This window comes from Micromonospora arborensis, assembly GCF_003205615.1.
GTDB classification, from domain to species: domain Bacteria; phylum Actinomycetota; class Actinomycetes; order Mycobacteriales; family Micromonosporaceae; genus Micromonospora; species Micromonospora arborensis.
Window position 1 is genome coordinate 1 of record NZ_PYBV01000026.1, and the last position, 22003, is coordinate 22003.

Below are 22003 nucleotides of genomic sequence, written 5' to 3' on the forward strand. Positions count from 1 at the left end.
GAACAGCTGACCCCCGCACCCCCCGCACGACCCGACCAGTGGCCGGCACCCCGAACCCCGGGGTGCCGGCCACCGGCATATCCACACCCCGCACAGGCGTCGGCGCTGCGGGCCGGCACCCGCCGTCAGCGCCCGCCGCCCGTCCCGCGCTCGCGCCAGCGCCGCCCCGTCCCGCGCTAGCGCCGCCCCGCCCCGCCCCGTCCAGCGCCGCCCGTGCCGCAGCCGTGCCCGGGCAGCCCCAGGCAACCCGGGCCTGTGTCGGTCATGGGTTTCTGGTGCGGGGTCGGGAACATCGTGGGGGTCGGGCTGGTTGTGGACAGTGTCGGTGTGACTCAGTGTCCCCGGGCCTCACCTAATATCGCCTTCGCGGAATACCGTTCGGCTGGAGCCGCGTCGCGCCACTCGCCGAGAGGCGACCTGCACACCGACACCAGCGCCGCCCCCGGTCCACAAGGCCGGGGGCGGCGCTGTTTGTGCCCACCGTGCGGCGGCCAGCGGCGGCACAATGCTCGGGTGACTGATGCTCAGCCCTGGTCCGAGCAGCCGGGCGTACTCGTGCTTCCTGGTGGGGCGGCGGTGCGCGGACGCCGAATCGGTGCGGCTGCCTCGCCTGCCGACTTCGCCCTGCTGTTGGCGCCCGGCCCGGAGCCGGCCTGGCCGTCTCGGCGGATCCGGTGGCCCGACTTCTGGGTGCCGGTCGATCGGGAGGATGCCCTCGACGCGCTGCGGGCGGCGTTGCGGCGGGCGCAGGACGGTGAGCGCGTCGAGGTTGCCTGTCGGGGTGGGGTTGGGCGCACCGGAACGGCGTTGGCCGCGTTGGCGATCCTCGACGGCCTGCCGGTCGAGCGGGCGGTGCCGTGGGTCCGGGCGGGCTACCACCCGAAGGCGGTGGAAACCCCCTGGCAGCGACGCTGGCTGCGCCGCGTCTCCTGACAGCCGCCGTCAGGAATGCCGTTACTGCGCCGGTTCGTTGACGTATTCGCGTAGGTGGTGGGCGGTGAGCGTGTCGCCGCGGGTGACCAGCTCGGCGGGGGTGCCGGTGAAGACGACCTGACCGCCGTCGTGCCCGGCGCCCGGGCCGAGGTCGATGAGCCAGTCCGCGTGGGCCATGACCGCCTGGTGGTGCTCGATGACGATCACCGTGTTTCCGGCGTCGACCATCCGGTCGAGCAGGGCCAGCAGTTGGTCCACGTCGGCCAGGTGCAGGCCGGTGGTCGGCTCGTCCAGTACGTACGTGGTGGTCTTCTCCGCCAGGTGGATGGCGAGCTTGAGTCGCTGCCGTTCCCCGCCGGACAGGGTGGTCAGCGGCTGACCGAGGCTGAGGTAGCCCAGCCCGACGTCGACCAGCCGACCGAGAATGGCGTGCGGAAAGAAGGCGTACGCCTCGGTGACCGACATGGCCAGGACTTCGCTGATGTTCTTGCCGCGCAACGTGTACGTGAGCACCTCGTCGGTGAACCGCCGCCCCTCGCAGCGTTCGCAGACGCTGGCGACGCCGGCCATCATCGCCAGGTCCGTGTAGATCAGCCCGATGCCCTTGCAGGTGGGGCAGGCGCCCTCGGAGTTGGCGCTGAACAGTGCCGCCTTGACTCCGTTGGCTTTGGCGAACGCGGTACGGATCGGGTCGAGCAGCCCGCTGTAGGTTGCCGGGTTGCTCCGTCGTGACCCGCGGATCGGGGACTGGTCGACGATCACGACCCCGGAGCGGCCGCGCAGCGACCCGTGGATCAGTGAGCTCTTGCCGGAGCCGGCGACGCCGGTGACCACGGTGAGCACCCCGAGGGGGATGTCCACGTCCACGTCGCGCAGGTTGTGCAGGTCGGCCTGGCGGATGGCGAGGTGTCCGGTGGGTTGGCGTACCGCATCGCGCAGGGTCACCCGGTGGTCCAGGTGCCGGCCGGTGAGTGTGTCGGAGCGGCGCAGGCTGGGCACGTCGCCGGTGAAGCAGATCCGGCCGCCGTCGGTGCCGGCACCCGGGCCGAGGTCGACGACGTGGTCGGCGATCGCGATGGTCTCCGGTTTGTGCTCGACCACCAGCACGGTGTTGCCCTTGTCGCGCAGCCGCAGCAGCAGGTCGTTCATCCGGGCGATGTCGTGCGGGTGCAGGCCGACGGTGGGTTCGTCGAAGACGTACGTGACGTCGGAGAGGCTGGAGCCGAGGTGTCGGACCATTTTCACCCGTTGCGCCTCACCGCCGGACAGGGTCGCCGACTCACGGTCCAGGCTGAGGTAGCCCAGCCCGATCTCGACCAGCGACTCCAGCAGTTCCCGCAGGTTGGCGATCAGCGGTGCCACCGCCGGGTCGTCGACGCCCCGGACGAACGCGGCCAGGTCGTTGATCTGCATGGCCGAGCAGTCGGCGATGTTGTGCCCGGCGATCCGCGACGACAGGGCCGCCGCGTTGAGTCGGGTGCCGCCGCAGTCGCCGCAGCTGGCGAAGGTGACGGCCCGGTCGACGAAGGCGCGGATGTGCGGTTGCATCGACTCGCGGTCCTTGGCCAGGTAGAGCCGCTTGACCTTGACCGCCAGGCCCTCGTACGTCCAGTTGTTGCTGCCCACCTTGATCTTCGTGGACGGTTTGTGGAGGAAGTCCTCCCACTGTTGCGGGGTGAAGTCCTGCAGTTTGACGTCCGGGTCGAACAGGCCGGAGCCGACGATGGTCTGCCAGTACCAGGAGTCGACCGCGAAGTTGGGCACGGTGATGGCGCCGTCGTTGAGGGAGCGCTCGACGTCCACCAGCTCGTTCACGTCGAGGTCGGAGACCCGGCCCAGCCCTTCGCAGGTGGGGCACATGCCCTCGGGCAGGTTGAAGCTGAACGCCCCCGACCCGCCCACCGATGGCACGCCGAGCCGGCTGAAGAGGATCCGCAGCATGGCGTACGCGTCGGTGGCGGTGCCGACGGTGGAGCGGGAGTTGACTCCCATCCGCTCCTGGTCGACGACGATGGCCGCGCTGAGGTTGCGCAGCGAGTCGACGTCGGGCCGGTTGAGGTTCGGCATGAACGACTGGAGGAACGCGCTGTAGGTCTCGTTGATCATGCGCTGGGACTCTGCGGCGATGGTGCCGAAGACCAGTGACGACTTGCCCGACCCGGAGACACCGGTGAAGACGGTCAACCGGCGCTTGGGGATGTCGACCGAGACGCTGGCGAGATTGTTCTCCCGCGCTCCGCGTACCTCGATCATGTCGTGACTGTCGGCGGCGGACCATGCTGGCTGCGACATGCGAACCCTTCACGGAGTCATGGCGGGAGTTCCTCCCGCCGGGCGCTGGCGGGTTCCATTGTCTCATTCATCCCCCTGTAGAGACTTCTGACGACACCCAAGCGCAGGCTCCAACAGGACGCCCCGGAAAGTCTCAAATCACGTGGTAAGCAGTACGGTGACTCGTGTGAACATCGCCCGGGAAGATCGGCTCCGCGCCGTGGACCTGGCGGCCACCGTCGGGATCTCGGTGCAGCAGGTGCGCAACTACGTCGAGCTGGGTGTGCTGCCGCCGGTGCGGCGCACCGCGAGCGGGTACCGGATCTTCACGACCGAGCACGCTCGGGCGCTGACCGTGGCGCGGCGGTTGGCCGAGGGGCACGGCTGGAGCCGTACCCGCGAGATCATGGCGGCGGTGCACGGGGGCGACCTGCCGGCGGCCCTCGCGGCGCTCGACGGCGGCCACGCCGAGCTGGACCGGGAGCGCGCCGAGATCCGTCGGGTGCTCGGCGCCTTCGAGACCGTGCTGGCCAGCTCACCGCCGGCCCGGCCGGCACCGCGCCGGGGCGTCCGCATCGGCGCGGTCGCCACCCTGGTCGGGGTCCGGACGTCGCAGCTACGGCTGTGGGAGGAGCGCGACCTGCTGCGGCCGGGCCGCACCCCGGGCACCAACTACCGGGTGTACGACGAGGCGGAGCTACGCGCCGCACAGGTCATCGCGTTGCTGCGCCGAGGCACGTACCCGTTCGAGATCATCGAGGCGGTGCTGGGCGAACTGCGGAGCGCCGGAAGCGCTCAGCGGGTCCGCGCCGAGCTTGCCCGCCGTGAGCAGGAGCTGCACGTCCGCAGCCTGCGTCGGCTGCGGGGGAGCGCCGCGCTGCACGACTACCTGCGCGTTCGCGGCGAAGCGGATTGACCGACCGGGGTATCCCGTCCCGCCGGGCGATCTTGTTGACTAGGGTCGGGCACATGAGAGCTGCGCTGCTGGCCGCCACGGCGTCCGTCATCCTGCTCGCTCCCGCGCCGGTCGCCGCCGCGGGAGCGCCTGCCGGTCCGACCGTCCGATGCCCCCGGGTGCCGGCGCCGAAAATGTCCCGTCCGCCCCGGCCCACGCCCCCGCCCGCCGTGCCCGAGCAGCGGGTCGTCGGCGGTGCGGCGCTGGACACGGCCGGGCTGGTCGTGCCGGCCGACGCCGCCGCGCCACCGGGTATCACGGCCACGTCGTGGCTGGTCGCCGACCTGGACAGCGGCCAGGTGCTCGGTGGCTGCGGCCCACACGAGTACGGCACCCCGGCCAGCGTGCAGAAGCTACTGCTCGCCGCCACGATGCTGCCCCGACTGGACCCGAAGCAGACGGTCACCGTCACCGCGGACGACATGAACATCGAGCCCGGCTCCTCCGCCGTCGGTCTGGTCGAGGGCGGTCGCTACACCATCGAGACCATCTGGCTCGGGCTGCTGCTCAACTCCGGCAACGAGGCGGCCAACGCGCTCGCCCGGCTCGGCAGCGGCGGGACCGACGCGGCCGACGGCGTACGCGCCATGAACGAGCAGGCGCACCGGCTCGGCGCCCTCCAGACACACGCGGTCACCCCGTCGGGCCTGGACGGCAAGGGACAGTTCACCAGCGCGTACGACCTGGCGCTGATCGCCCGGGCCTGCTTCGCCGAGCCGGCCTTCCGCAGGTACGCGCTGACGAAGCAGACGGCGATCCCCGCCCAGCCGGCACAGCGCACCAAGGGTTTCCAGATCCAGAACGAGAACCAGCTCATCTTCAAGTATCCGGGTGCGCTCGGCGGCAAGACCGGCTTCACCGATCTGGCCCGGCACACCTACGTGGGCGCCGCCGAACGCGGCGGGCGACGGCTGGTGGTGACCCTGTTGGGCGCCGAACCTGCGCCGAAGCGCGGCTGGGAGCAGGGTGCGGCCCTGCTGGACTGGGGCTTCACGCTGCCCCGGGACGCGTCCGTCGGTCGGCTGGTCGAGCCGGGCGAGTTGACCGCCACGCCGTCGGCGTCGCCGTCCGCGCTGGCGGCGCCCGGTGGCCCCCGGCCGGCGGCGGCCAGCGGACCGGCGCGTACCGGCTCGGGATGGTTGTGGTCGGTGGTCGCGGTGAGCGGCGCGGGGGTGCTGGTGCTGTTGGGCGGGCTGCTGTGGCGGCGTCGCGCTCGGCTGCCCTGACGGATCGACATCGGGCGCTGACGTCCATAGACTCCGGTCTTTCTGGCACCACGAGTCCAGGAGGATCCCAGTGTCGAGTGAACTCGAACCGTGCCCCGGTGTGGCGGCACCCCGTCGGCCGGTGCGCGCCCTGTCCCGCCTCGCGGGGGTGACCGTGCTCGCCGGTGCGCTGGTCGTCGGCGCGTCCGCCACCGCGCTCGCCGCGCCCGGCCCGTCGGCCGACGCGGTGACGGCGTCCGCCGCGTCGGCCGCCACCGTCGACACCGCCACCCGACCGCCGCGCACCACCCACGGCCCGTGCGCGTACACGCAGACGCCCGACGAACCCGCGGCCCGGCCGGTGCCGCTGCCGCCCGACCCGCGACGCACCCCGACGCGGGGCAGCGTCCGGGTGACCCTGGCGACCAACCACGGGCCGATCGGGTTGACCCTCGACCGGGCCGCCGCGCCGTGCACCGTGCAGAGCTTCCTGCACCTGGTCGGCAAGCGCTTCTACGACCGCACCTCGTGCCACCGGCTCACCGCGTACCCCACGCTGAGCGTGCTGCAGTGCGGTGACCCGTCCGGCACCGGCGAGGGTGGCCCGGGGTACCGGTACCGCGACGAACTGCCGACCGACCTGCCGCCGGCACCGACCGACCCCACCGGGGAACGTCGGGTGTACGCGCGGGGCGTGCTGGCCATGGCCAACGCCGGGCCGGACACCAACGGCAGCCAGTTCTTCCTGGTCTACGCGAACTCCGCGCTGCGCCCCAACTACACGATCTTCGGCGAGATCGACGGGGCCGGTCTGGCCACGCTGGACCGGATCGCCGCCGGGGGAGTGGCGCCGACCGCCGAGGACCCGGCACCGGTCGACGGCGCGCCCGCGCTGCCGGTCGACATCCGCAAGGCCGTCCGCGCACACCACCACTGAGAGCGTGGCGCGGTGGGCGACGCTCGGTCGCTCACCGCGCCAGCGGGTTCGGTAACGCCCAGCGGGCACGCCCGGCACCCGGAATTTTCGGAAGCGGATCGGAACTGGTCCAACCGGTTACCGACCCAGTTCCGGCCGTCACGACGGGCCAGCCGACCCGGTCGGCGGGGCGGTGCTGTCGCGGACGACCATTTCCGTGGCGAGTTCGACCCGCGGCGAGTCGATGCCCTCACCCTGGGCCAGGCGCAGCACGGTCCGTGCCGCCAACCGTCCCATCTCGACCAACGGTTGGCGCACTGTGGTCAGCGGTGGTGAGGCCCAGCGGGCCTCCGGCAGGTCGTCGAAGCCGACGACGCTCACGTCGTCCGGCACGCGGAGTCCTCGGCGCCGGATGGCCTCGTACACGCCGAAGGCCATCTGGTCACTGGCGGCGAAGATGCCGGTCGGCGGATCGGCGAGGTCGAGCAGCGCGGTCCCGCCGGCGAAACCGGAGGCGTGGTAGAAGTCGCCCGGGTAGATCAGGACGTCGTCCACCGGCACCCCGGCGCTCTCCAGCCCGGCCCGGTAACCGTCGAGCCGCGCGCGGCTGCACAGCAGACTCGTCGGCCCGGCCACGAAGCCGATGCGCCGGTGCCCGATCGCGAGCAGATGCTCGGTCGCGGCGAGGCCGCCAGCCCAGTTGGTGGCGCCGATCGTCGGCACGTCCATGGCCGGCACACCGGCCGGGTCGACGACCACCACCGGCACGTTGAGGCGGCGTAGCTGCGCGTGCAGCGGTGGGCTCAGGTGCGAGGTCACGAAGATGACGCCGTCGGTGGCCCGGGTGCGCAGGTTCTGCAACCACTGCCGGGCCGCGGTGGGCTGGCGGTGGATCGCCGAGACCACCGTGCCGACGCCCGCGCCGTGCCCGACATCCTCCACGCCCCGGATGATTTCCACGGCCCACGGGCTGTCCAGGTCGTTGAAGACCAGGTCGACGAGGCCGGCGCGGCGGACGCTGCGGCTGGTGCGACGTCGGTAGCCGTGGTGCCGCAGCAGCTCCTCGACCCGCTCCCGGGTGTCCGGGGCCACATCGGAGCGACCGTTGAGCACCCGGGACACGGTCGGCACCGACACCCCGGCCTCCCGTGCGATCGCGGTGATGGTCACCCTGCGTCCGTCGTCCGCGCCCACCCGCGTCTCCTTCACCGAGCCGGAAGAACGACCACAACACGTCGTCAACCGTGTGTCCCGAAACGGTGTGCCCGTTCCACGCGTCATCTTGCCCCACCGATGCGGGTTGACGACATGCCAGGTCGGTTCTAGCGTTCGCCGAAGTTGCGGAAATCTTCCGGAAGTTCATCGGACTTGGGGACGGCATGTACACCGATCTGCCTGAGGAACAGTTGCGCGACTACCGCGGGGTGGTCCGGGAACCAGCGGACTTCGACGACTTCTGGGCCGGCACCCTGGCCGAGGCCCGGGGTGCCGGCTGGCCGGTCCGGGCCGAGCCGGTCGACACCGGGCTGGCCAGCATCGACGTACTCGATGTGACCTTCGCGGGTTTCGCGGGCCAGCCGGTGCGAGCCTGGCTGCGGGTGCCCCGCGGCGCCGACACGGCGCTGCCGACCGTGGTCCAGTTCGCCGGCTACGGCGGCGGGCGCGGGCACCCGTTGGAGAACCTGCTCTGGGCGTCCGCCGGGTTCGCGCACCTGCAGATGGACACCCGGGGGCAGGGCTCGGGATGGAGCCGGGGGGACACCCCGGACCTCGGCGCAGCCGGCCCGGAGGCGCCCGGGGTGACGACCCGGGGCATCGCCGACCCGAAGACCTACTACTACCGGCGACTGATCACCGACGCGGTCCGGGCGGTGGACGCCGTCCGGACCCTGCCGGTGGTCGACCCGACCCGGGTGGCGGTGCTCGGGCACAGCCAGGGCGGCGGGTTGGCGCTCGCCGCCGGCACGTTGGCACCCGGGGTGCGGGCGGTGGTCGCGTTCGTGCCGTTCCTCTGCGACATCCCGCGCGCGGTGGTGACCACGGCCGCCCGCCCCTACCGGGAGATCCGCGACTACCTGGCGATCCACCGGAACGCCGAGGAGCGGGTGCTGACCACCCTGGCGTACATCGACGGGGTTAACTTCGCCCGGCGCTGCCGCCGCCCGGCGCGGTACTCGGTGGCGTTGATGGACGACATCGTGCCCCCGTCGACGGTCTACGCGGCGGTCAACGCCCACGCCGGGCCCACCGAGTTGGCGGTGTGGCGGTACAACGGCCACGAGGCCGGCGGGATCGACGACGACGAGGCCGCGCTGGTCTTCCTACGCGAACACCTGACCGGGGCGTGATCCGGCCCGGGGTGCCGGGCTGGCTGATCCGGCACGCTGGGCCGGGCGGGGCTGGCTGATCCGGCACCCCGTGCCGGGCGGGGCTGATAGACAGGAGTCGTGCGCCACCGCCTCGCCGTCGTGCTCGCGCTCACCGCGCTGCTCGGTGGCTGCTCGCGGCCGGAGCCCCGCCCCGCGCCGGCCGCGCCGCAACCGACGCCGGTGAGCCCCACCCCCCGGCCGACCCCCGTCCCCAGTCCGACCCCCGCCTCGTCCGTCCCCGTCGCGGACCGGCTGCCGGGGTTCGTGGTGCTGACCGACGCCGACCCGCGCATCCACGCCGACATCCGGTACGCCACCGCGCACAACTTCGTCGGCCGCCCGATCACCGCGTATCCGGAGCCGCTGTGCCTGCTCACCCGACAGGCCGCCGAGGCGCTGCGCCGGGTGCAGGACGCCGCGCTGGCCGGTGGGCACAGCCTCAAGGTGTACGACTGCTACCGCCCGCAGCCGGCGGTGGACGACTTCGTCGCCTGGGCCAAGCGCCCCGGCGAGCAGGAGACGAAGGCCGAGTTCTATCCGGACGTGGCCAAGAACCGGCTCTTCGCCGAGGGTTACATCGGGGCGCCCACCGCGCACAGTCGGGGCAGCACCATGGACCTGACCCTGGTCGACGAGCCCGCCGCCAGCCAGCCACCGTACCGGGTCGGGCAACCGCTGGTCGCGTGCACCGCGCCACGGGGGCAGCGGTTCCCCGACAACAGCATCGACATGGGGACGGGTTTCGACTGTTTCGACGCCCGCGCGCACACCGCCGACCCGCGCATCACCGGTACGGCACGAGACAACCGTCGGTTGTTGCAGCGGCTGATGACCGACGCCGGATTCGTCAACTACGAACTCGAGTGGTGGCACTACAGCCTCCGCGACGAGCCGTACCCGGACACGTTCTTCACCGCGCCGGTCGCCCGCTCCTCGGTCGGCTGACGCGCGCCCCGGCACCGCCGCCGCCGATGCCATCCGGCATGATCACGTCAATGACCACCGAACGGATCGGCCCTCCGGTCACCGGCGACGAGCGGGAGACGCTGCGCGCCTTCCTCGATTTCCATCGCGCGACGCTGGCTCTCAAGTGCGACGGTCTCTCCGACGAGGAACTGCGCCGGCAGTCCATGCCGCCCTCCACGCTGTCCCTGCTCGGCCTGGTGCGGCACATGGCGGAGGTGGAACGCGCCTGGTTCCGGCGGGTCATCGCCGGCGAGGACATCCCGTTGGTCTGGTCGGAGACCGGCGACTTCCAGCAGGCGTACGACGCCAGGTCGGCCACCCGCGCCGAGGCCTTCGACGCCTGGGAGCGCGAGGTCGAGCACGCCCGCCGAATCGAGCGGGCGGCGGCGTCGCTGGACGTGACGGGCCACAACGTCCGCTCCGGCGAGACCGTGTCGCTGCGGCTGGTGATGCTGCACCTGATCCACGAGTACGCCCGGCACAACGGTCACGCCGACTTCCTGCGCGAGGGCGTCGACGGCACCGTCGGCGTCTGAGTCGCCAACCGCTGGCCGCCGGTCAGGTGCCCGCCGTCGATCAGGTCCAGTAGAGGATCCGGCAGGCCGGTACGCGGGCCGCGAGTTCGGCGTGGAACCACTCGCGCAGCTCAGCCATGGTGTCGCGCGGGTAGACGTACTTCACCGCGCCGAACTTGCCGTGTTTGCGACTGCGGGACTCCTCGTCCATCTCCAGGCGGGTCCGCGGGTACCAACCGAGCAGCACCTCCTTGCTGCCCGGGGTGAACCGGTGGGTGATGAGCTCGGCGGTCAGGTCCAGCTCCGGCACCCCGTCGACCGCCGCGCGCACCTGGTCGAGCAACTCGCCGTAGCGCTCCCGCCAGTCGGGCAGCGCGATGATCGGCGCGATGGTCAGCCCGACCGGGTAGCCGTCGAGCGCGAGCCGGCGCAGCGCGGCCAGCCGGTCCGGCACCCGGGCGGTGCCGCCCTCGAACCGAACGCTCACGGGGGCGCAGTTGACGCTGAACCGGACCCGGGTCCGACCGGCGTGCGGCAGCCCGACGAATGTCGCCACGTCGGCGTACTTGGTGGTCCAGCGCAACTGCACCGGTGCGTCCCAGTCGGCGAAGTGTTCCACCGCCCGTCGCCAGCTACCGGTCAGATGCTCCAACGCCAGCGGGTCCGTGTAGCAGGACGCCTCGAAGGTGGTGCCCTCGTCGGCGCGCCGGGCGTTGCGGCTGGTCACCGTGCCGCGCCCGGCGTACTCGGCCAGCCCGCCCAGGATGTCCTCCAGGTCCGCGTACACCCGGGTCACCGGCGGGCCGGACAGCGATCCGGCGAGGTAGCAGTACTGGCAGTGTGCCGGGCAGCCCTCGGCCAGGTCGACTCGCCAGTCGGCGCTGGGCGCGATGGGTTGCAGGGCGCGTCGCGACGGTGGGCTCACCACGATCGCCATGGTCGCCTTGGCCCGGGCGTACGTCTCCCGGTCGGTTTGCCCGCGTACGCCGGTCAGTCGGTTGGAGCGCAGGTGTTCCACCTCGATGCCCTGTGCCTGCACCAGTGTGACGATCCGCTGGCCGTGCGGGTGCTCGAGCGCGGCCGGGGTGGCGACCACCCGGGCCGGGGTCCAGCGGCGTGCTGACCTGGCCGGCGGCGCGAGGCTGGACAGGTCGTGGGTCGGCACCCGCTCTCCGCTCGCGTCGTGTGGCGCGGCGGGTACGTCCACCGCGAGCGGCTGGTCGATGTTCACCACATCCGGGCTGGTCACCGGCGCGGAGTACCCGTTGTCGCAGGAATCCCACGGATCGGCTGGCCGACGATTGACGCCACCCGACGCAAGGCATAACCTTTCGTCTATCTGTAAACCTTGTGAACAGATGATTTCGGTCGACGCGGCGGCGCGTCCCCAGCGAAGGGACGATCAGGTGATCGCAGAACTCTCCTCCCGTACCAGAAGGATCCTGTCGTTGTTCGTCGCCCTGCTCGTCGCGCTGAGCGCCGGCCTCGCGGTCAACGCCTCGCGGCAGGCGCAGGCCGCGCCGACGTTCAAGGTCCTGGCCTTCTACAACGGCACCTGGGACGCCGCGCACATCGACTTCGTCAAGGACGCCCGGGCCTGGTTCCCGCAGGCCGCGGCCCAGTACGGCTTCTCCTGGGAAGCCACCAACAACTGGGGCCTGCTGAACACCGCCAACCTGGCCCAGTACAAGGTCATCATGTTCCTGGACGACGCGCCGCCCAGCGGGCAGCGGGCCGCGTTCCAGCAGTACATGCAGAACGGCGGGGCGTGGCTGGGCTTCCACGTCAGCGCGTGGACCGACAACCCGTCGAGCTGGAGCTGGTACTACAACACCTTCCTCGGCACCGGCGCGTTCCAGACGAACACCTGGGGACCCACCCGGGTCACGATGCGCGCCGACAACCGCACCCACGCCGCCACCCGGAACCTCCCGGCGACGTTCCCCTCGTCGATCAGCGAGTGGTACTCCTGGAGCAACGACCTGCGGCAGAACCCGAACATCGACATCCTCGCCTCGGTCGACCCGTCCAGTTTCCCGGTCGGCACCGACCCCAACCAGTCCTGGTACGGCGGCTACTACCCGTTGGTGTGGAGCAATCGGCAGTACAAGATGCTCTACGCCAACTTCGGCCACAACGCGATGAACTACAGCACCAACACCGGGCTGTCGTCGACCTTCGACAGCGCGCAGCAGAACCAGCTCCTGATCGACGGTCTGCACTGGCTCGCCGGCGCCGGCACCGTCCCCACCCCGACGCCCACGCCGACCCCCACGGCCGGCCCGATCTCGCCGACCGCCTGGCACACCGTGGTCAACCGGGGTAGCGGCAAGTGCGTGGACGCGCGGGCCGCCGCCAGCGCGAACGGCACCGCCATCCAGCAGTACGCCTGCAACAGCAGCGCCGCCCAGCAGTACCAGTTCGTGCCGACCAGCGGCGGCTACCTGCGGGTCAACAACCGCAACAACAGTGCCCAGGTGCTCGACGTGACAAATGTGTCGACCGCGAACTCGGCGCCGATCCAGCTCTGGTCCTACAGTGGCGGCAACAACCAGCAGTGGCGGGCCGAATCGGAGGGCGGCGGCTACTACCGCCTGGTCAACCGCCTCAGCGGCAAGTGTCTCGACGTGCCGGGAGCGTCCACGGCGGACAGCGTCCAGCTCGTCCAATACACCTGCAACGGCACTGCGGCGCAGTCGTTCCGGCTGGTACCCCAGGCGTAGCCCCGCCCCGGTAACCTCCCGCCATGGCGATTCCCGACCGCGTGCCGATCGCGCACGAGCCTGACTACCGCACCCGCTTCATCGGGCGGTACGACAAGGGTCAGTTCTTCGGCTCCGTCACCGCGACACTTGAGGACGGTGCCGGAGCCGAAGACAACTGGTACCGCCACAAGCGGTGGTACGCGGTGCTGCACCGGTTCGACGCCGACGGCGTGCACACCGACTCGGATACCTGGTTCGCCGGCACCAGCGAAGACGAGCAGGCCTCCATCGACCGGGCGGAGGCCCGGCTCGTCGAATGGCTCGACGTGCTGCCCGGCCGAGAATTCGCCGACATCGCCATCGGGTTGTTCCAGGTCGAGGTCGACGGGCACATCTTCGGGCTGGTCGACTGGTCCGAGGAGTACGCCGGCGAGGACCACGCCGAATTCCTCCCCGACGACCTGGGGTTCGATCCGCCCTGGGACGGCTGCTACGACACCTGAGCCAGAAGCAACGCCGTTGTTGGCGCGATCTTGCACTTTCTGTCCCGACGTAACGGGCATGTCACGCGAAACGGCGACCGAAACTGCAAGATCGACGGGTCAGGCCCGGGTCAACCTTCCACGTGGTGCATTCCCTCGCTGGGGGGAGGTGGTCCGACGCGCCAGTTCCTAGCGTGAACGGCATGAGAACACGTGATCGGCTCGGCGGCGTCACGCCGTCGCTCCCGGTGGTCGCCGGAACAGGGGGATCACGGCTACGTGCGGCGTGGCGGACTGCCCACGCCCCGGTGGCGGGAGTGCCCCGGTGGGCGCGAATTGCTGCTTACGCCATCCCGTTCACCGTGCTGCCGTCGGGGCTCTGGCGTCTACCGGTCGCGTTCCGCGACGGCGTCGGGCTCGACGGGCGGGTGTACCTCGTCTGCCTCTCGATCGTGGCGGAGGTGATCGCGTTCACCGCCGTTGGGCTCGTCGCCGGCTGGGGAGAGCGGGTCCCGCGCTGGATCCCCGGACTGGCTGGCCGCCAGGTGCCGACGCTGGCCGCCCTGATTCCCGCGACGCTCGGCGCGGCCGTCGTGACCGTCCTGTGGACCACCGCCTTCGTCCGGATATTCGCCGGGGTCAACATGGGAGGCGAGCCGCTCCCTGCGGACTTCCCCACCCAGGGCGGTGAGTGGGAGGCCGCAATCTTCTATGTCTGCTACCTCCCGCTGCTGCTGTGGGGACCACTGCTCGCCGCGGTCGCCTACGCCTACCACCGACGCCGGCAGGGCAGCTACGGCACCTGAGCGGCCCGACCGAACCGGGCGGCGACGGCACGGATGACGGCGGCTACGGGCTGGCCGTGCGCTCCAGGAGACAGATGCTCAGCAGCGGGTACTGCCAGCGCTGCACGACCCGGTAGCCGTCGCTGATCCGCCGTCGTTTGCCCGGCGTCATGTCCCGCAGCGGGTCGGCCACGGGGTCGGCCCCGACGATCCAGACGCGCGGTGGCGTGCCGAGGCAGGTGGCGTCGGGGCATTCGGTGGCCAGGAACCTGCCGTCGGTGCGCTGCGGGGCGACGCGCAGCACGTCCGGGGGTCGCGGGGCGGGCAGGTAGCGCTCGTAGATGTCCCGTGGTGACCAGGGGATGCTCGGGTGGCTGTCCGGAAACACCACCACGTCGCCAGGTTGGTAGCGGGGGCCGATGACCGACGCGATGCGGTACGAATCCTGGCTGTGACCGGCGTGGGCCCGGATGGTGACGTGGGCGGGAAAGCCCAGGACGACCGCCAGGCAGAACGCGACGACGGCCGATGATCGTCCGACGTGGGCCAGGGCGGACGCGGCGAGGACGGCCAGCGCCGGCAGCACGACCAGCACGTAGCGGGCCACCCAGACGTGCAGGTGGGTGCCGGCGAGCAACAGCAGCGCCATCGGAACGAACGCCGCGCCGGCCAGGCAGACGTACGCTGGGGCGCGGCGCACGCCGAGAACCGCGAGGACGAGGACGAGCCCGCCGACGGCCGCGGAGTGGAAGAGCCGCTCGGGGAACGCCTGCAGGGCACTCAGGTTGACCAGCGCGATCCAGGACACCTGGGCGGTCTGACCGGCGCCCCAGACGGCCAGCGCCAGCGCCGGCAGCACTCCCACGCCGGACGCCGCGACCCAACGGCGCGCGGTCCGCCAACCCGCGCCACGATGGGGAAGCTGCCACCAACCGACCGCGACGGCGTGACCGGCGAGCATGAGCAGACCGTTGAGCGGATGCAGCAGCCCGACGAATCCGACGGCGGCGGCGTACCCGGTCAGTCGACGGCGCGAGGGATCCTCCAGCAGTCGGACCAGGCACCACACGGCGACAGCGGCCCCGAGGATCACCAGGGCGTAGGACCGGGCTTCCTGCGCGTACCGGGAGGTGACCGGCAGGATCGCGAAGAGCAGCCCGGCCAGCAGACCCGTCCCGGTGCCGCCGAGCCGGCGCCCGAGCGCGGTCACCACGACCGTGGCGACGGCGATGGCGGCGACCGAGGGCAGCCGCAACGCGGCCGTGGACGTGCCGGCCACGGCCGCGTACGCCTTCATCAGGAGGTAGTAGGGCGTCAGGACCGCGTCCACCGAACCGGCGAGTCGCCACAGCTGCGACCAGCTCAACCGGACCGCGCCCCAGGTGGCCAACTCGTCGGCCCAGAGCGCCGGACCAGTCAGCCGCCACAGGCCCAGCACCAGCGCGACAAGCGCGGGGATTAGCCAACTCGCCACCGACCATCCGGACCGGGTGTCGCTCGCCTTCCGATTCGCGTCCGCTGGACGGAGGGCCGGTGGGGTGGCGATGGTGCCGGCGCGGCGCAACGGCCAGGTGGCGATGATGGTGGTTCTCCCTGAACGGGGGCGGAAAGTGCCCGCGCGAACTTAGCCGGGTCAGGTGAGCGGAGGGCGTCGCGGAGCGGGCCGGATCGTGAACGTGAGCGCCAGTTATTCGGTTGCCCCACCCGCGGCGACCTGCTGAACTACCCGAAACCGCCACCAACCTCCAGGGAGCAACAATGCGCGCTGCGTCGATGTCCGACCAGAAGGGATCTGTCGCCTACCTGAAGGACCTGACGCTGCGTGAAAACCCTGAATCTCGGCATCCTGGCGCACGTCGATGCCGGTAAGACCAGCCTGACCGAGCGGCTGCTGCACGACGTCGGTGTGACCGACCAGCTCGGGAGTGTCGACGCGGGCAGCACCCGCACCGACACCCTGGCCCTGGAACGGCAACGCGGGATCACCATCCGCTCGGCCGTCGTCTCCTTCGTGCTGGACGACGTGACCGTCAACCTGATCGACACGCCCGGTCACCCGGATTTCATCGCCGAGGTCGAGCGGGTGCTCGGCGTGCTCGACGGCGCGGTGCTGGTGATCTCCGCGGTGGAGGGGGTGCAGCCACAGACCCGGGTGCTGATGCGGACACTTCGCCGGCTGCGCATCCCGACGCTGATCTTCATCAACAAGGTCGACCGGGCCGGGGCGGACCCCGAGCGGGTCGTACGGGCCGTCGCGGAGAAGCTCACCGAGGCCGTCGTGGCGATGGGCTCGGTGGCGGCGGCGGGGACCCGTGGCGCCCACTGCACGCCGTACGGCCCCGCCGACGTCGCCTTCACCGACCGGCTGGTCGACCTGCTCGCCGGGCAGGACGACACGCTGCTCGCCGACTGGGTGGCGGACCCGTCGTCGCTGTCGTACCCACGGCTGCGCCGCGCGTTGGCGGCGTGGACCAGCCGCGCGCTGGTCCAACCGGTGTTCGCCGGCTCGGCGATCACCGGCGCCGGGGTGGACGCGCTGATCGCCGGGATCACCGAACTGTTGCCCACCGTCCAGGGCGACGCCGACGCCCCGGTCTCCGGCACCGTGTTCGCCATCGAACGCGGCCCGGCGGGAGAGAAGATCGCCCTGGTGCGGCTCTTCGCCGGCACGATCCGGGTCCGTGACCGGGTCCGCGTCGGCGCGGCCGACGCTGTGCTGGTCACCGCGGTACGCGCCGTCGCCCACGGGGCCGACGTCGTGGCGTCGGCAGTCGAAGCCGGCCACATCGCCCGGTTGTGGGGTCTCACGGACGCGCGGATCGGCGACCCGGTGGGCGTACCCCTCGCACGTGCCGGCGCGGACCGCCACTTCGCGCCACCCACGCTGGAGACCGTGGTGGTGCCGGCGCGTTCCGTCGACCGGGTCGCGCTGCACGCCGCCCTGGTCCAGCTCGCCGAGCAGGACCCGCTGATCAACCTGCGGCAGGACGACCGGCAGCACGAGATCACCGTCTCGCTCTACGGGGAGGTGCAGAAGGAGGTCATCCAGGCCACCCTGGCCGACGACTTCGGCGTGGGAGTGACGTTCCGGGAGACCAGCACGGTGCACGTGGAGCGGGTGTGCGGCGTCGGCGAGGCGGTCGAGGTGATCGCGGTGGCGCCCAACCCGTTCCTGGCCACCGTCGGGCTGCGGGTCGCGCCGGCGTCGACCGGCGCCGGCGTGAGTTTCCGGCTCGGTGTCGAGCTGGGCTCGATGCCCCCGGCCTTCTTCGCCGCCGTCGAGGAGACCGTGCGCCGGACCCTGCGCCAGGGCCTGCGCGGGTGGGAGATCCCCGACTGCGAGGTGACGATGACCCACGCCGGCTACTGGGCGCGGCAGAGCCACTCGCACGGCACCTTCGACAAGAGCATGTCCAGCACGGCGGGAGACTTTCGCCATCTCACCCCGCTGGTGCTGATGACCGCGCTCACCCGTGCCGGTACGCGGGTCCACGAGCCGGTGCACCGCTTCCGGTTGGAGGTGCCGGGTGACGTCCTCGGCACGCTGCTGCCCGCGCTCACCCGACTGGACGCGGTGCCGACCGACACCACCGGGCAGGGTTCGTCGTACCTGGTGTCGGGCGAGATCCCGGCGGGCCTGGTGCACGCGTTGGAGCGTCGTCTGCCCGCGCTGACCCGGGGCGAGGGCGTGTTGGAGACCGAGTTCGACAGCTACCGGCCGGTGCGTGGTCCCGCCCCGGTCCGGGCCCGCTGGGACAACGATCCGCTGGATCGCAAGGAGTATCTGCTGGCGATCGTCCGTCGGGTCGGCGGCCGGTAACGGCGATATCCATTGCGGACGCGCCGTGGCCCTCCTACTCTCGTCGGTGCAAGGTCGACCGACCACACCCCGAGGGAGTACGCCGTGCCGCGACGCGTCCGCACCGACGCCGCCTTGCGCCTGCTCCCTGCCGGCGCCCCGGTGCTCGCCAATGCCAAAACCCGTGCCTGCCGCCCAGTGCGGAGTCTCGATCCGGGGTGGCGCGACTGACGCCGACGCTGACGCGTCCGCCGGCCGCCCATCCCACCGGGATCGGGCGGCCGTTTCGTATCCGCGTACCGCCGCCCGGTCGGCCGGCACCTGATCATTAACGGTCACCGTCCAGCGGTGGCCACGGCACTTCACGAGGAGACCACGATGGGATTCACCCCTCTCGCCGGCACCCGGGCGCCGGTCCGGGTCTGGACCGACCCGTACGCCATCGAGCCGCAGGCCGCCCGGCAACTGCGCAACATCGGTGCGCTGCCCTGGGTGCAGGGTGTCGCCGTCATGCCCGACGTGCACTTCGGCAAGGGCGCCACGGTCGGCTCGGTGATCGCGATGCGGCAGGCCGTCTCGCCGGCCGCGGTCGGTGTCGACATCGGCTGCGGAATGTCGGCGGTACGTACGTCGCTGACCGCCGCCGACCTGCCGGACGACCTGGCCGGGCTGCGCTCCGCGATCGAGGCCACCATCCCGGTCGGCTTCGCGCAGCGGGAGGACTCGGTCGACACACGTCGGATCCGTGGCCTGGAGCAGGCCGGCTGGGACGACTTCTGGGGGCGGTTCGCCGGTCTGGACCGGCGGGTGGCGCAGCTGGAGACGCGGGCGCGTCGGCAGCTCGGGACCCTCGGCGGGGGCAACCACTTCATCGAGGTCTGCCTGGAGCAGGGTGGCGCCGACTCGGGCCGGGTCTGGCTGATGCTGCACTCCGGGTCCCGCAACATCGGCAAGGAGCTGGCCGAACGGCACATCGGCGTGGCCCGGAAGCTGCCGCACAACGTCGATCTGCCCGACCGGGACCTGGCGGTGTTCCTCACCGGCACGCCGGAGATGGACGCGTACCGGCGGGACCTCTGGTGGGCGCAGGAGTACGCGCGGCGCAACCGGGCCGTGATGCTGGCGCTGCTCTGCGGTGTGGTGCGCGAGCACTTCCCGCAGGTCGGCTACGACGAGCCGATCTCCTGCCACCACAACTACGTCTCCGAGGAGAGCTACGACGGGGTGGACGTGCTGGTCACCCGCAAGGGCGCGATCCGGGCCGGCCAGGGCGACCTGGGCATCATCCCCGGGTCGATGGGCACCGGCTCGTACATCGTGCGGGGTCGGGGTAACCCGGACGCCTACTGCTCGGCCTCGCACGGGGCCGGGCGGCGGATGTCGCGGGCGCAGGCCAAGCGGACGTTCAGCACGGAGGACCTGGCCGCGCAGACCGCCGGGGTGGAGTGCCGCAAGGACGCCGGGGTGGTCGACGAGATCCCCGGCGCGTACAAGGACATCACCGAGGTGATGGCCCAGCAGGAGGACCTGGTCGAGGTGGTGGCGCACCTCAAGCAGGTGGTGTGCGTGAAGGGCTGACCCGGTCGCCAATCACCGTCTCCGCCGCCTGGTCGACTCCATATCGCCGATATTGCGGTTTGCCCGCTCTGGGGTACCCCCAGGTCGGCGATATGGAGTCGATCACCGCCTCGGGCTCAGAAGCCGGCGAAGACCCGACGCAGGTCGTCCAGCGTCAACGGCCCGGTCACCCGCACCGCCTCCGGGGTGTGCGCGGGCCCGAGTCGACCGGCCGCCAGACGCAGCCACGCCTCGGCGGGTGCGGTCAGCTCACTGTCGGTCTGCTCCGGCACGTCGACCAGCTCGACCTTCTCGCCCAACCGCAGCCCGTACGTCCGCTCGGGCGCGTGCAGCCGAACCAGCAGGGTGGCCTCGCGACCGCCCAGCTCCTGCGGCCGGCTGGTCCAGCCCAACATGCCACCGACCTGGTCGAGCAGGAGCGACACCGCCTCCGGCGTCACCGCCGCGAACGGGTTGAACGCCACCTCGGCATCCCACTGGTGCAGGGCGAACTCGCTGAGCCGGAACCGGCCCGCGGTGGCCACGTCGACCGGTTCCGGCAGGAAACCGAGGTCGATCCGCAGCGAGGCCCGGGTCTCGGCGTCCAACGACTCGTACGCCTCGACCAGCCGCTCGTTGGCGGCGAGGAACCCGGCGGCGTGCTCGGCCGGGGGCATCGCGTCCCAGCGCGCCCAGACGCCGCGGTTGAAGTCCCCGTCCGGGCCGGGCGCGCCGGTGCGGGCGGCGTCCAACGACGCCAGGTTGATCTCGGCGCCGCTGCCCAGGTGGCTCAACACCTGGGACACCTGCCACTCGCTGGCCCCCGAAGGCCGGAGCAGGTCATCTTCCTTGAGGTCGCGCACGAGCGCGGCGAGCTCCTCGTGGCCCGCACGCAGAGCTGTGATGATCTGGTCAGCAGGGGTCGACATGGATCTCCTCAATCGGACTTTCGACGATGGTCGGGACGTTACCGGAAAGCGGCCGCCGGCCGGCCCACCCCGCGGTCGGGGCGGTCCGGCCGGCGGCCGCGTCGGTCAGCTCAGCCCATGTGCACGGCGTTGCCGGTCGGGATGTCCTCCTTGCGCACCCTGACCAGGATCAGGGTGGCCAGTCCGGCGAGCACGATCAGTGCCGCGCCCCAGGCGAACGCCACACGGTAGCCGTGCACCAGCGCCTCGACCTGGTTGACCGGGTTCGGCGCCCGGCCGACCAGGTACGCGGCGACCGCGCTGGTGTACAGGGTGTTCAACAGCGCGGTGCCCAGGGAGCCACCGATCTGCTGGGTGGCGTTGAGCGTGGCGCTGGCCGCGCCCGCGTCGTGCTCCGGCACTCCCACCAGGGCGAGGCTGGACAGCGGCACGAAGGTGAAGCCCAGACCCATGCCGAGGATGACCTGGGCGGGCAGCAGGAGGGTGAGGAACGAGGTGTCCACGTCGATCTGGGTCAGCACCAGCATGCCCACGGCGGCGAGAACGGCGCCGCCGACCATCAGCGGTTTGGCGCCCACCCGAGGCATCAGCTGGCTGGCGCCACCCGCGGCGATCAGCACACCCGCGGTGACCGGCAGCGACGCGAGGCCGGCTTCGAGCGGCTTGTACTGCAACACGACCTGGAAGTAGAAGGTCAGGAAGAGGAACGCGCCGAAGAGGCCGGCGCCGATCAGCGTGGACGTGAGGTACGCCCCACCCCGGTTGCGGTCCAGGATGATCCGCAGCGGCAGCAGCGGGTGGTTGGAGCGCAGTTCGATCACCACGAAGGCGGCGAGCAGCAGCACGCCAGCGGCGATGAAACCGAGCGTCGCGGCGGCGTCCCAGCCGTCCTCGGCGGCCTTGGTGAAGCCGTACACCAGGGAGACCAGGCCGGCGGTCACCACGATCGCGCCGGGCACGTCGTAGCGGGTGTTGCCGTGTGCCCGGCTCTCCGGCACCAGCGGGAGCGCGAACGCGATGGCGATGGCCGCGACCGGGATGTTGACCAGCAGGCACCAGCGCCAGTCGGCGTACTCGGTGAGCACCCCGCCGAGCAGCAGACCGACCGCCGACCCACCGCCGGCGATCGCGCCGTACACCGCGAAGGCCTTGGCCCGCTCGGTGGCCTCGGTGAACAGGACGGTGAGCAGCGCCAGCGCGGCCGGGGCGAGCAGCGCGCCGAAGGCGCCCTGCAGCGCGCGGGCGGCGAACAGCGTCCCGCCGGTGGTGGCGAGGCCACCCAGCGCGGAGGCGAGCGCGAAACCGGTCATGCCGACCAGGAAGGTGCGCTTGCGCCCCCAGTAGTCGGCGATGCGGCCGCCGAGCAGCAGCAGACCGCCGAACGCCAGCGTGTAGGCGGTGATGACCCACTGCCGGTTCGCGTCGGTGATGCCCAGGTCGACCTGGGCCTTCGGCAGCGCGATGTTCACGATGGTGGCGTCCAGGACGACCATCAGCTGCGAGACCGCGATGACCGCCAGCGCGATCCAGCGCCGCGGGTGCGGCGCGCCTGTCGACGTCCCGGCGCCGGGTGCGCCGGGTACGGTCGAGGTGGTTCCGGGCATGGTGAAGCCTTC

At 71.6% G+C, this 22003-nt stretch carries 18 protein-coding genes; 12 read left to right on the forward strand and 6 right to left on the reverse strand.

What is annotated here, in order from left to right; all coding sequences use genetic code 11:
* Positions 1-513 precede the first annotated feature (513 nt).
* The gene (locus C7C45_RS20310; protein ID WP_110565273.1) at positions 514-933 is read left to right on the forward strand and encodes a protein-tyrosine phosphatase family protein; all 420 of its coding nucleotides are present in this window, start codon (positions 514-516) and stop codon (positions 931-933) included.
* A gap of 21 nt (positions 934-954) precedes the next feature.
* Here C7C45_RS20310 and C7C45_RS20315 read toward each other — a convergent pair whose 3' ends face one another.
* On the reverse strand, positions 955-3225 hold the full coding sequence (locus C7C45_RS20315; protein ID WP_110565274.1) for an ATP-binding cassette domain-containing protein: 2271 nt from the start codon (positions 3223-3225) through the stop codon (positions 955-957).
* 157 nt (positions 3226-3382) lie between these two features.
* Between C7C45_RS20315 and C7C45_RS20320 the strand changes: the two genes are divergently transcribed.
* The 3 genes from C7C45_RS20320 (at position 3383) to C7C45_RS20330 (ending at position 6301) form a co-directional block, all read left to right on the forward strand.
* Positions 3383-4120, forward strand: a complete 738-nt coding sequence (locus tag C7C45_RS20320; RefSeq protein WP_208641232.1) for a MerR family transcriptional regulator — start codon at positions 3383-3385, stop codon at positions 4118-4120.
* Positions 4121-4173: 53 nt separating this feature from the next.
* The gene (locus C7C45_RS20325) at positions 4174-5385 is read left to right on the forward strand and encodes a D-alanyl-D-alanine carboxypeptidase family protein (protein ID WP_110565275.1); all 1212 of its coding nucleotides are present in this window, start codon (positions 4174-4176) and stop codon (positions 5383-5385) included.
* Between the two features lie 70 nt (positions 5386-5455).
* Positions 5456-6301 carry a peptidylprolyl isomerase gene (locus C7C45_RS20330; protein WP_244200470.1) on the forward strand — a complete coding sequence of 282 codons (846 nt, stop codon included), beginning with the start codon at positions 5456-5458 and terminating at the stop codon, positions 6299-6301.
* A 138-nt stretch (positions 6302-6439) separates the two neighbouring features.
* Here the strand turns inward: C7C45_RS20330 and C7C45_RS20335 are convergent, their stop codons facing one another.
* Complete coding sequence (locus C7C45_RS20335) at positions 6440-7474, reverse strand: LacI family DNA-binding transcriptional regulator (protein ID WP_110565346.1); 1035 nt, start codon at positions 7472-7474, stop codon at positions 6440-6442.
* Between the two features lie 185 nt (positions 7475-7659).
* Between C7C45_RS20335 and C7C45_RS20340 the strand changes: the two genes are divergently transcribed.
* The 3 genes from C7C45_RS20340 (at position 7660) to C7C45_RS20350 (ending at position 10151) form a co-directional block, all read left to right on the forward strand.
* A complete protein-coding gene (locus C7C45_RS20340) occupies positions 7660-8628 on the forward strand; it encodes an acetylxylan esterase (protein ID WP_110565277.1) in 969 nt (322 codons plus the stop codon).
* Positions 8629-8727: 99 nt separating this feature from the next.
* Entirely contained in the window at positions 8728-9594 is an 867-nt protein-coding gene (locus tag C7C45_RS20345) for a M15 family metallopeptidase (protein ID WP_244200471.1), read from the forward strand.
* Between the two features lie 50 nt (positions 9595-9644).
* Positions 9645-10151: a DinB family protein gene (locus C7C45_RS20350; protein WP_110565348.1), complete on the forward strand. Its 507-nt coding sequence runs from the start codon at positions 9645-9647 to the stop codon at positions 10149-10151.
* Positions 10152-10191: 40 nt separating this feature from the next.
* On the opposite strand, the gene C7C45_RS20355 is transcribed toward C7C45_RS20350, so the two are convergent.
* Positions 10192-11379 (reverse strand): spore photoproduct lyase family protein, encoded by a 1188-nt coding sequence (locus tag C7C45_RS20355; RefSeq protein WP_208641233.1) that lies wholly within the window; start codon positions 11377-11379, stop codon positions 10192-10194.
* 157 nt (positions 11380-11536) lie between these two features.
* Between C7C45_RS20355 and C7C45_RS20360 the strand changes: the two genes are divergently transcribed.
* The 3 genes from C7C45_RS20360 to C7C45_RS20370 all read left to right on the forward strand — a co-directional run bounded on the left by C7C45_RS20360 (position 11537) and on the right by C7C45_RS20370 (position 14123).
* On the forward strand, positions 11537-12853 hold the full coding sequence (locus C7C45_RS20360; RefSeq protein ID WP_244200472.1) for an RICIN domain-containing protein: 1317 nt from the start codon (positions 11537-11539) through the stop codon (positions 12851-12853).
* Positions 12854-12876: 23 nt separating this feature from the next.
* The gene (locus tag C7C45_RS20365; protein WP_110565278.1) at positions 12877-13338 is read left to right on the forward strand and encodes a hypothetical protein; all 462 of its coding nucleotides are present in this window, start codon (positions 12877-12879) and stop codon (positions 13336-13338) included.
* Positions 13339-13520: 182 nt separating this feature from the next.
* Positions 13521-14123 carry a hypothetical protein gene (locus C7C45_RS20370; RefSeq protein WP_110565279.1) on the forward strand — a complete coding sequence of 201 codons (603 nt, stop codon included), beginning with the start codon at positions 13521-13523 and terminating at the stop codon, positions 14121-14123.
* Positions 14124-14166: 43 nt separating this feature from the next.
* Here C7C45_RS20370 and C7C45_RS20375 read toward each other — a convergent pair whose 3' ends face one another.
* Entirely contained in the window at positions 14167-15576 is a 1410-nt protein-coding gene (locus tag C7C45_RS20375) for a glycosyltransferase family 39 protein (protein ID WP_146247358.1), read from the reverse strand.
* Positions 15577-15924: 348 nt separating this feature from the next.
* Here C7C45_RS20375 and C7C45_RS20380 point away from each other — a divergent pair, with 348 nt between their 5' ends.
* Both C7C45_RS20380 and C7C45_RS20385 read left to right on the forward strand, forming a co-directional pair.
* The gene (locus C7C45_RS20380; protein WP_110565281.1) at positions 15925-17922 is read left to right on the forward strand and encodes an elongation factor G; all 1998 of its coding nucleotides are present in this window, start codon (positions 15925-15927) and stop codon (positions 17920-17922) included.
* A 357-nt stretch (positions 17923-18279) separates the two neighbouring features.
* Entirely contained in the window at positions 18280-19479 is a 1200-nt protein-coding gene (locus tag C7C45_RS20385) for an RtcB family protein (protein WP_110565351.1), read from the forward strand.
* Positions 19480-19595: 116 nt separating this feature from the next.
* On the opposite strand, the gene C7C45_RS20390 is transcribed toward C7C45_RS20385, so the two are convergent.
* Both C7C45_RS20390 and C7C45_RS20395 read right to left on the reverse strand, forming a co-directional pair.
* Positions 19596-20387 carry a maleylpyruvate isomerase family mycothiol-dependent enzyme gene (locus C7C45_RS20390; protein WP_110565282.1) on the reverse strand — a complete coding sequence of 264 codons (792 nt, stop codon included), beginning with the start codon at positions 20385-20387 and terminating at the stop codon, positions 19596-19598.
* A gap of 110 nt (positions 20388-20497) precedes the next feature.
* Positions 20498-21991 (reverse strand): MFS transporter, encoded by a 1494-nt coding sequence (locus C7C45_RS20395; protein ID WP_110565283.1) that lies wholly within the window; start codon positions 21989-21991, stop codon positions 20498-20500.
* Positions 21992-22003: the final 12 nt, after the last annotated feature.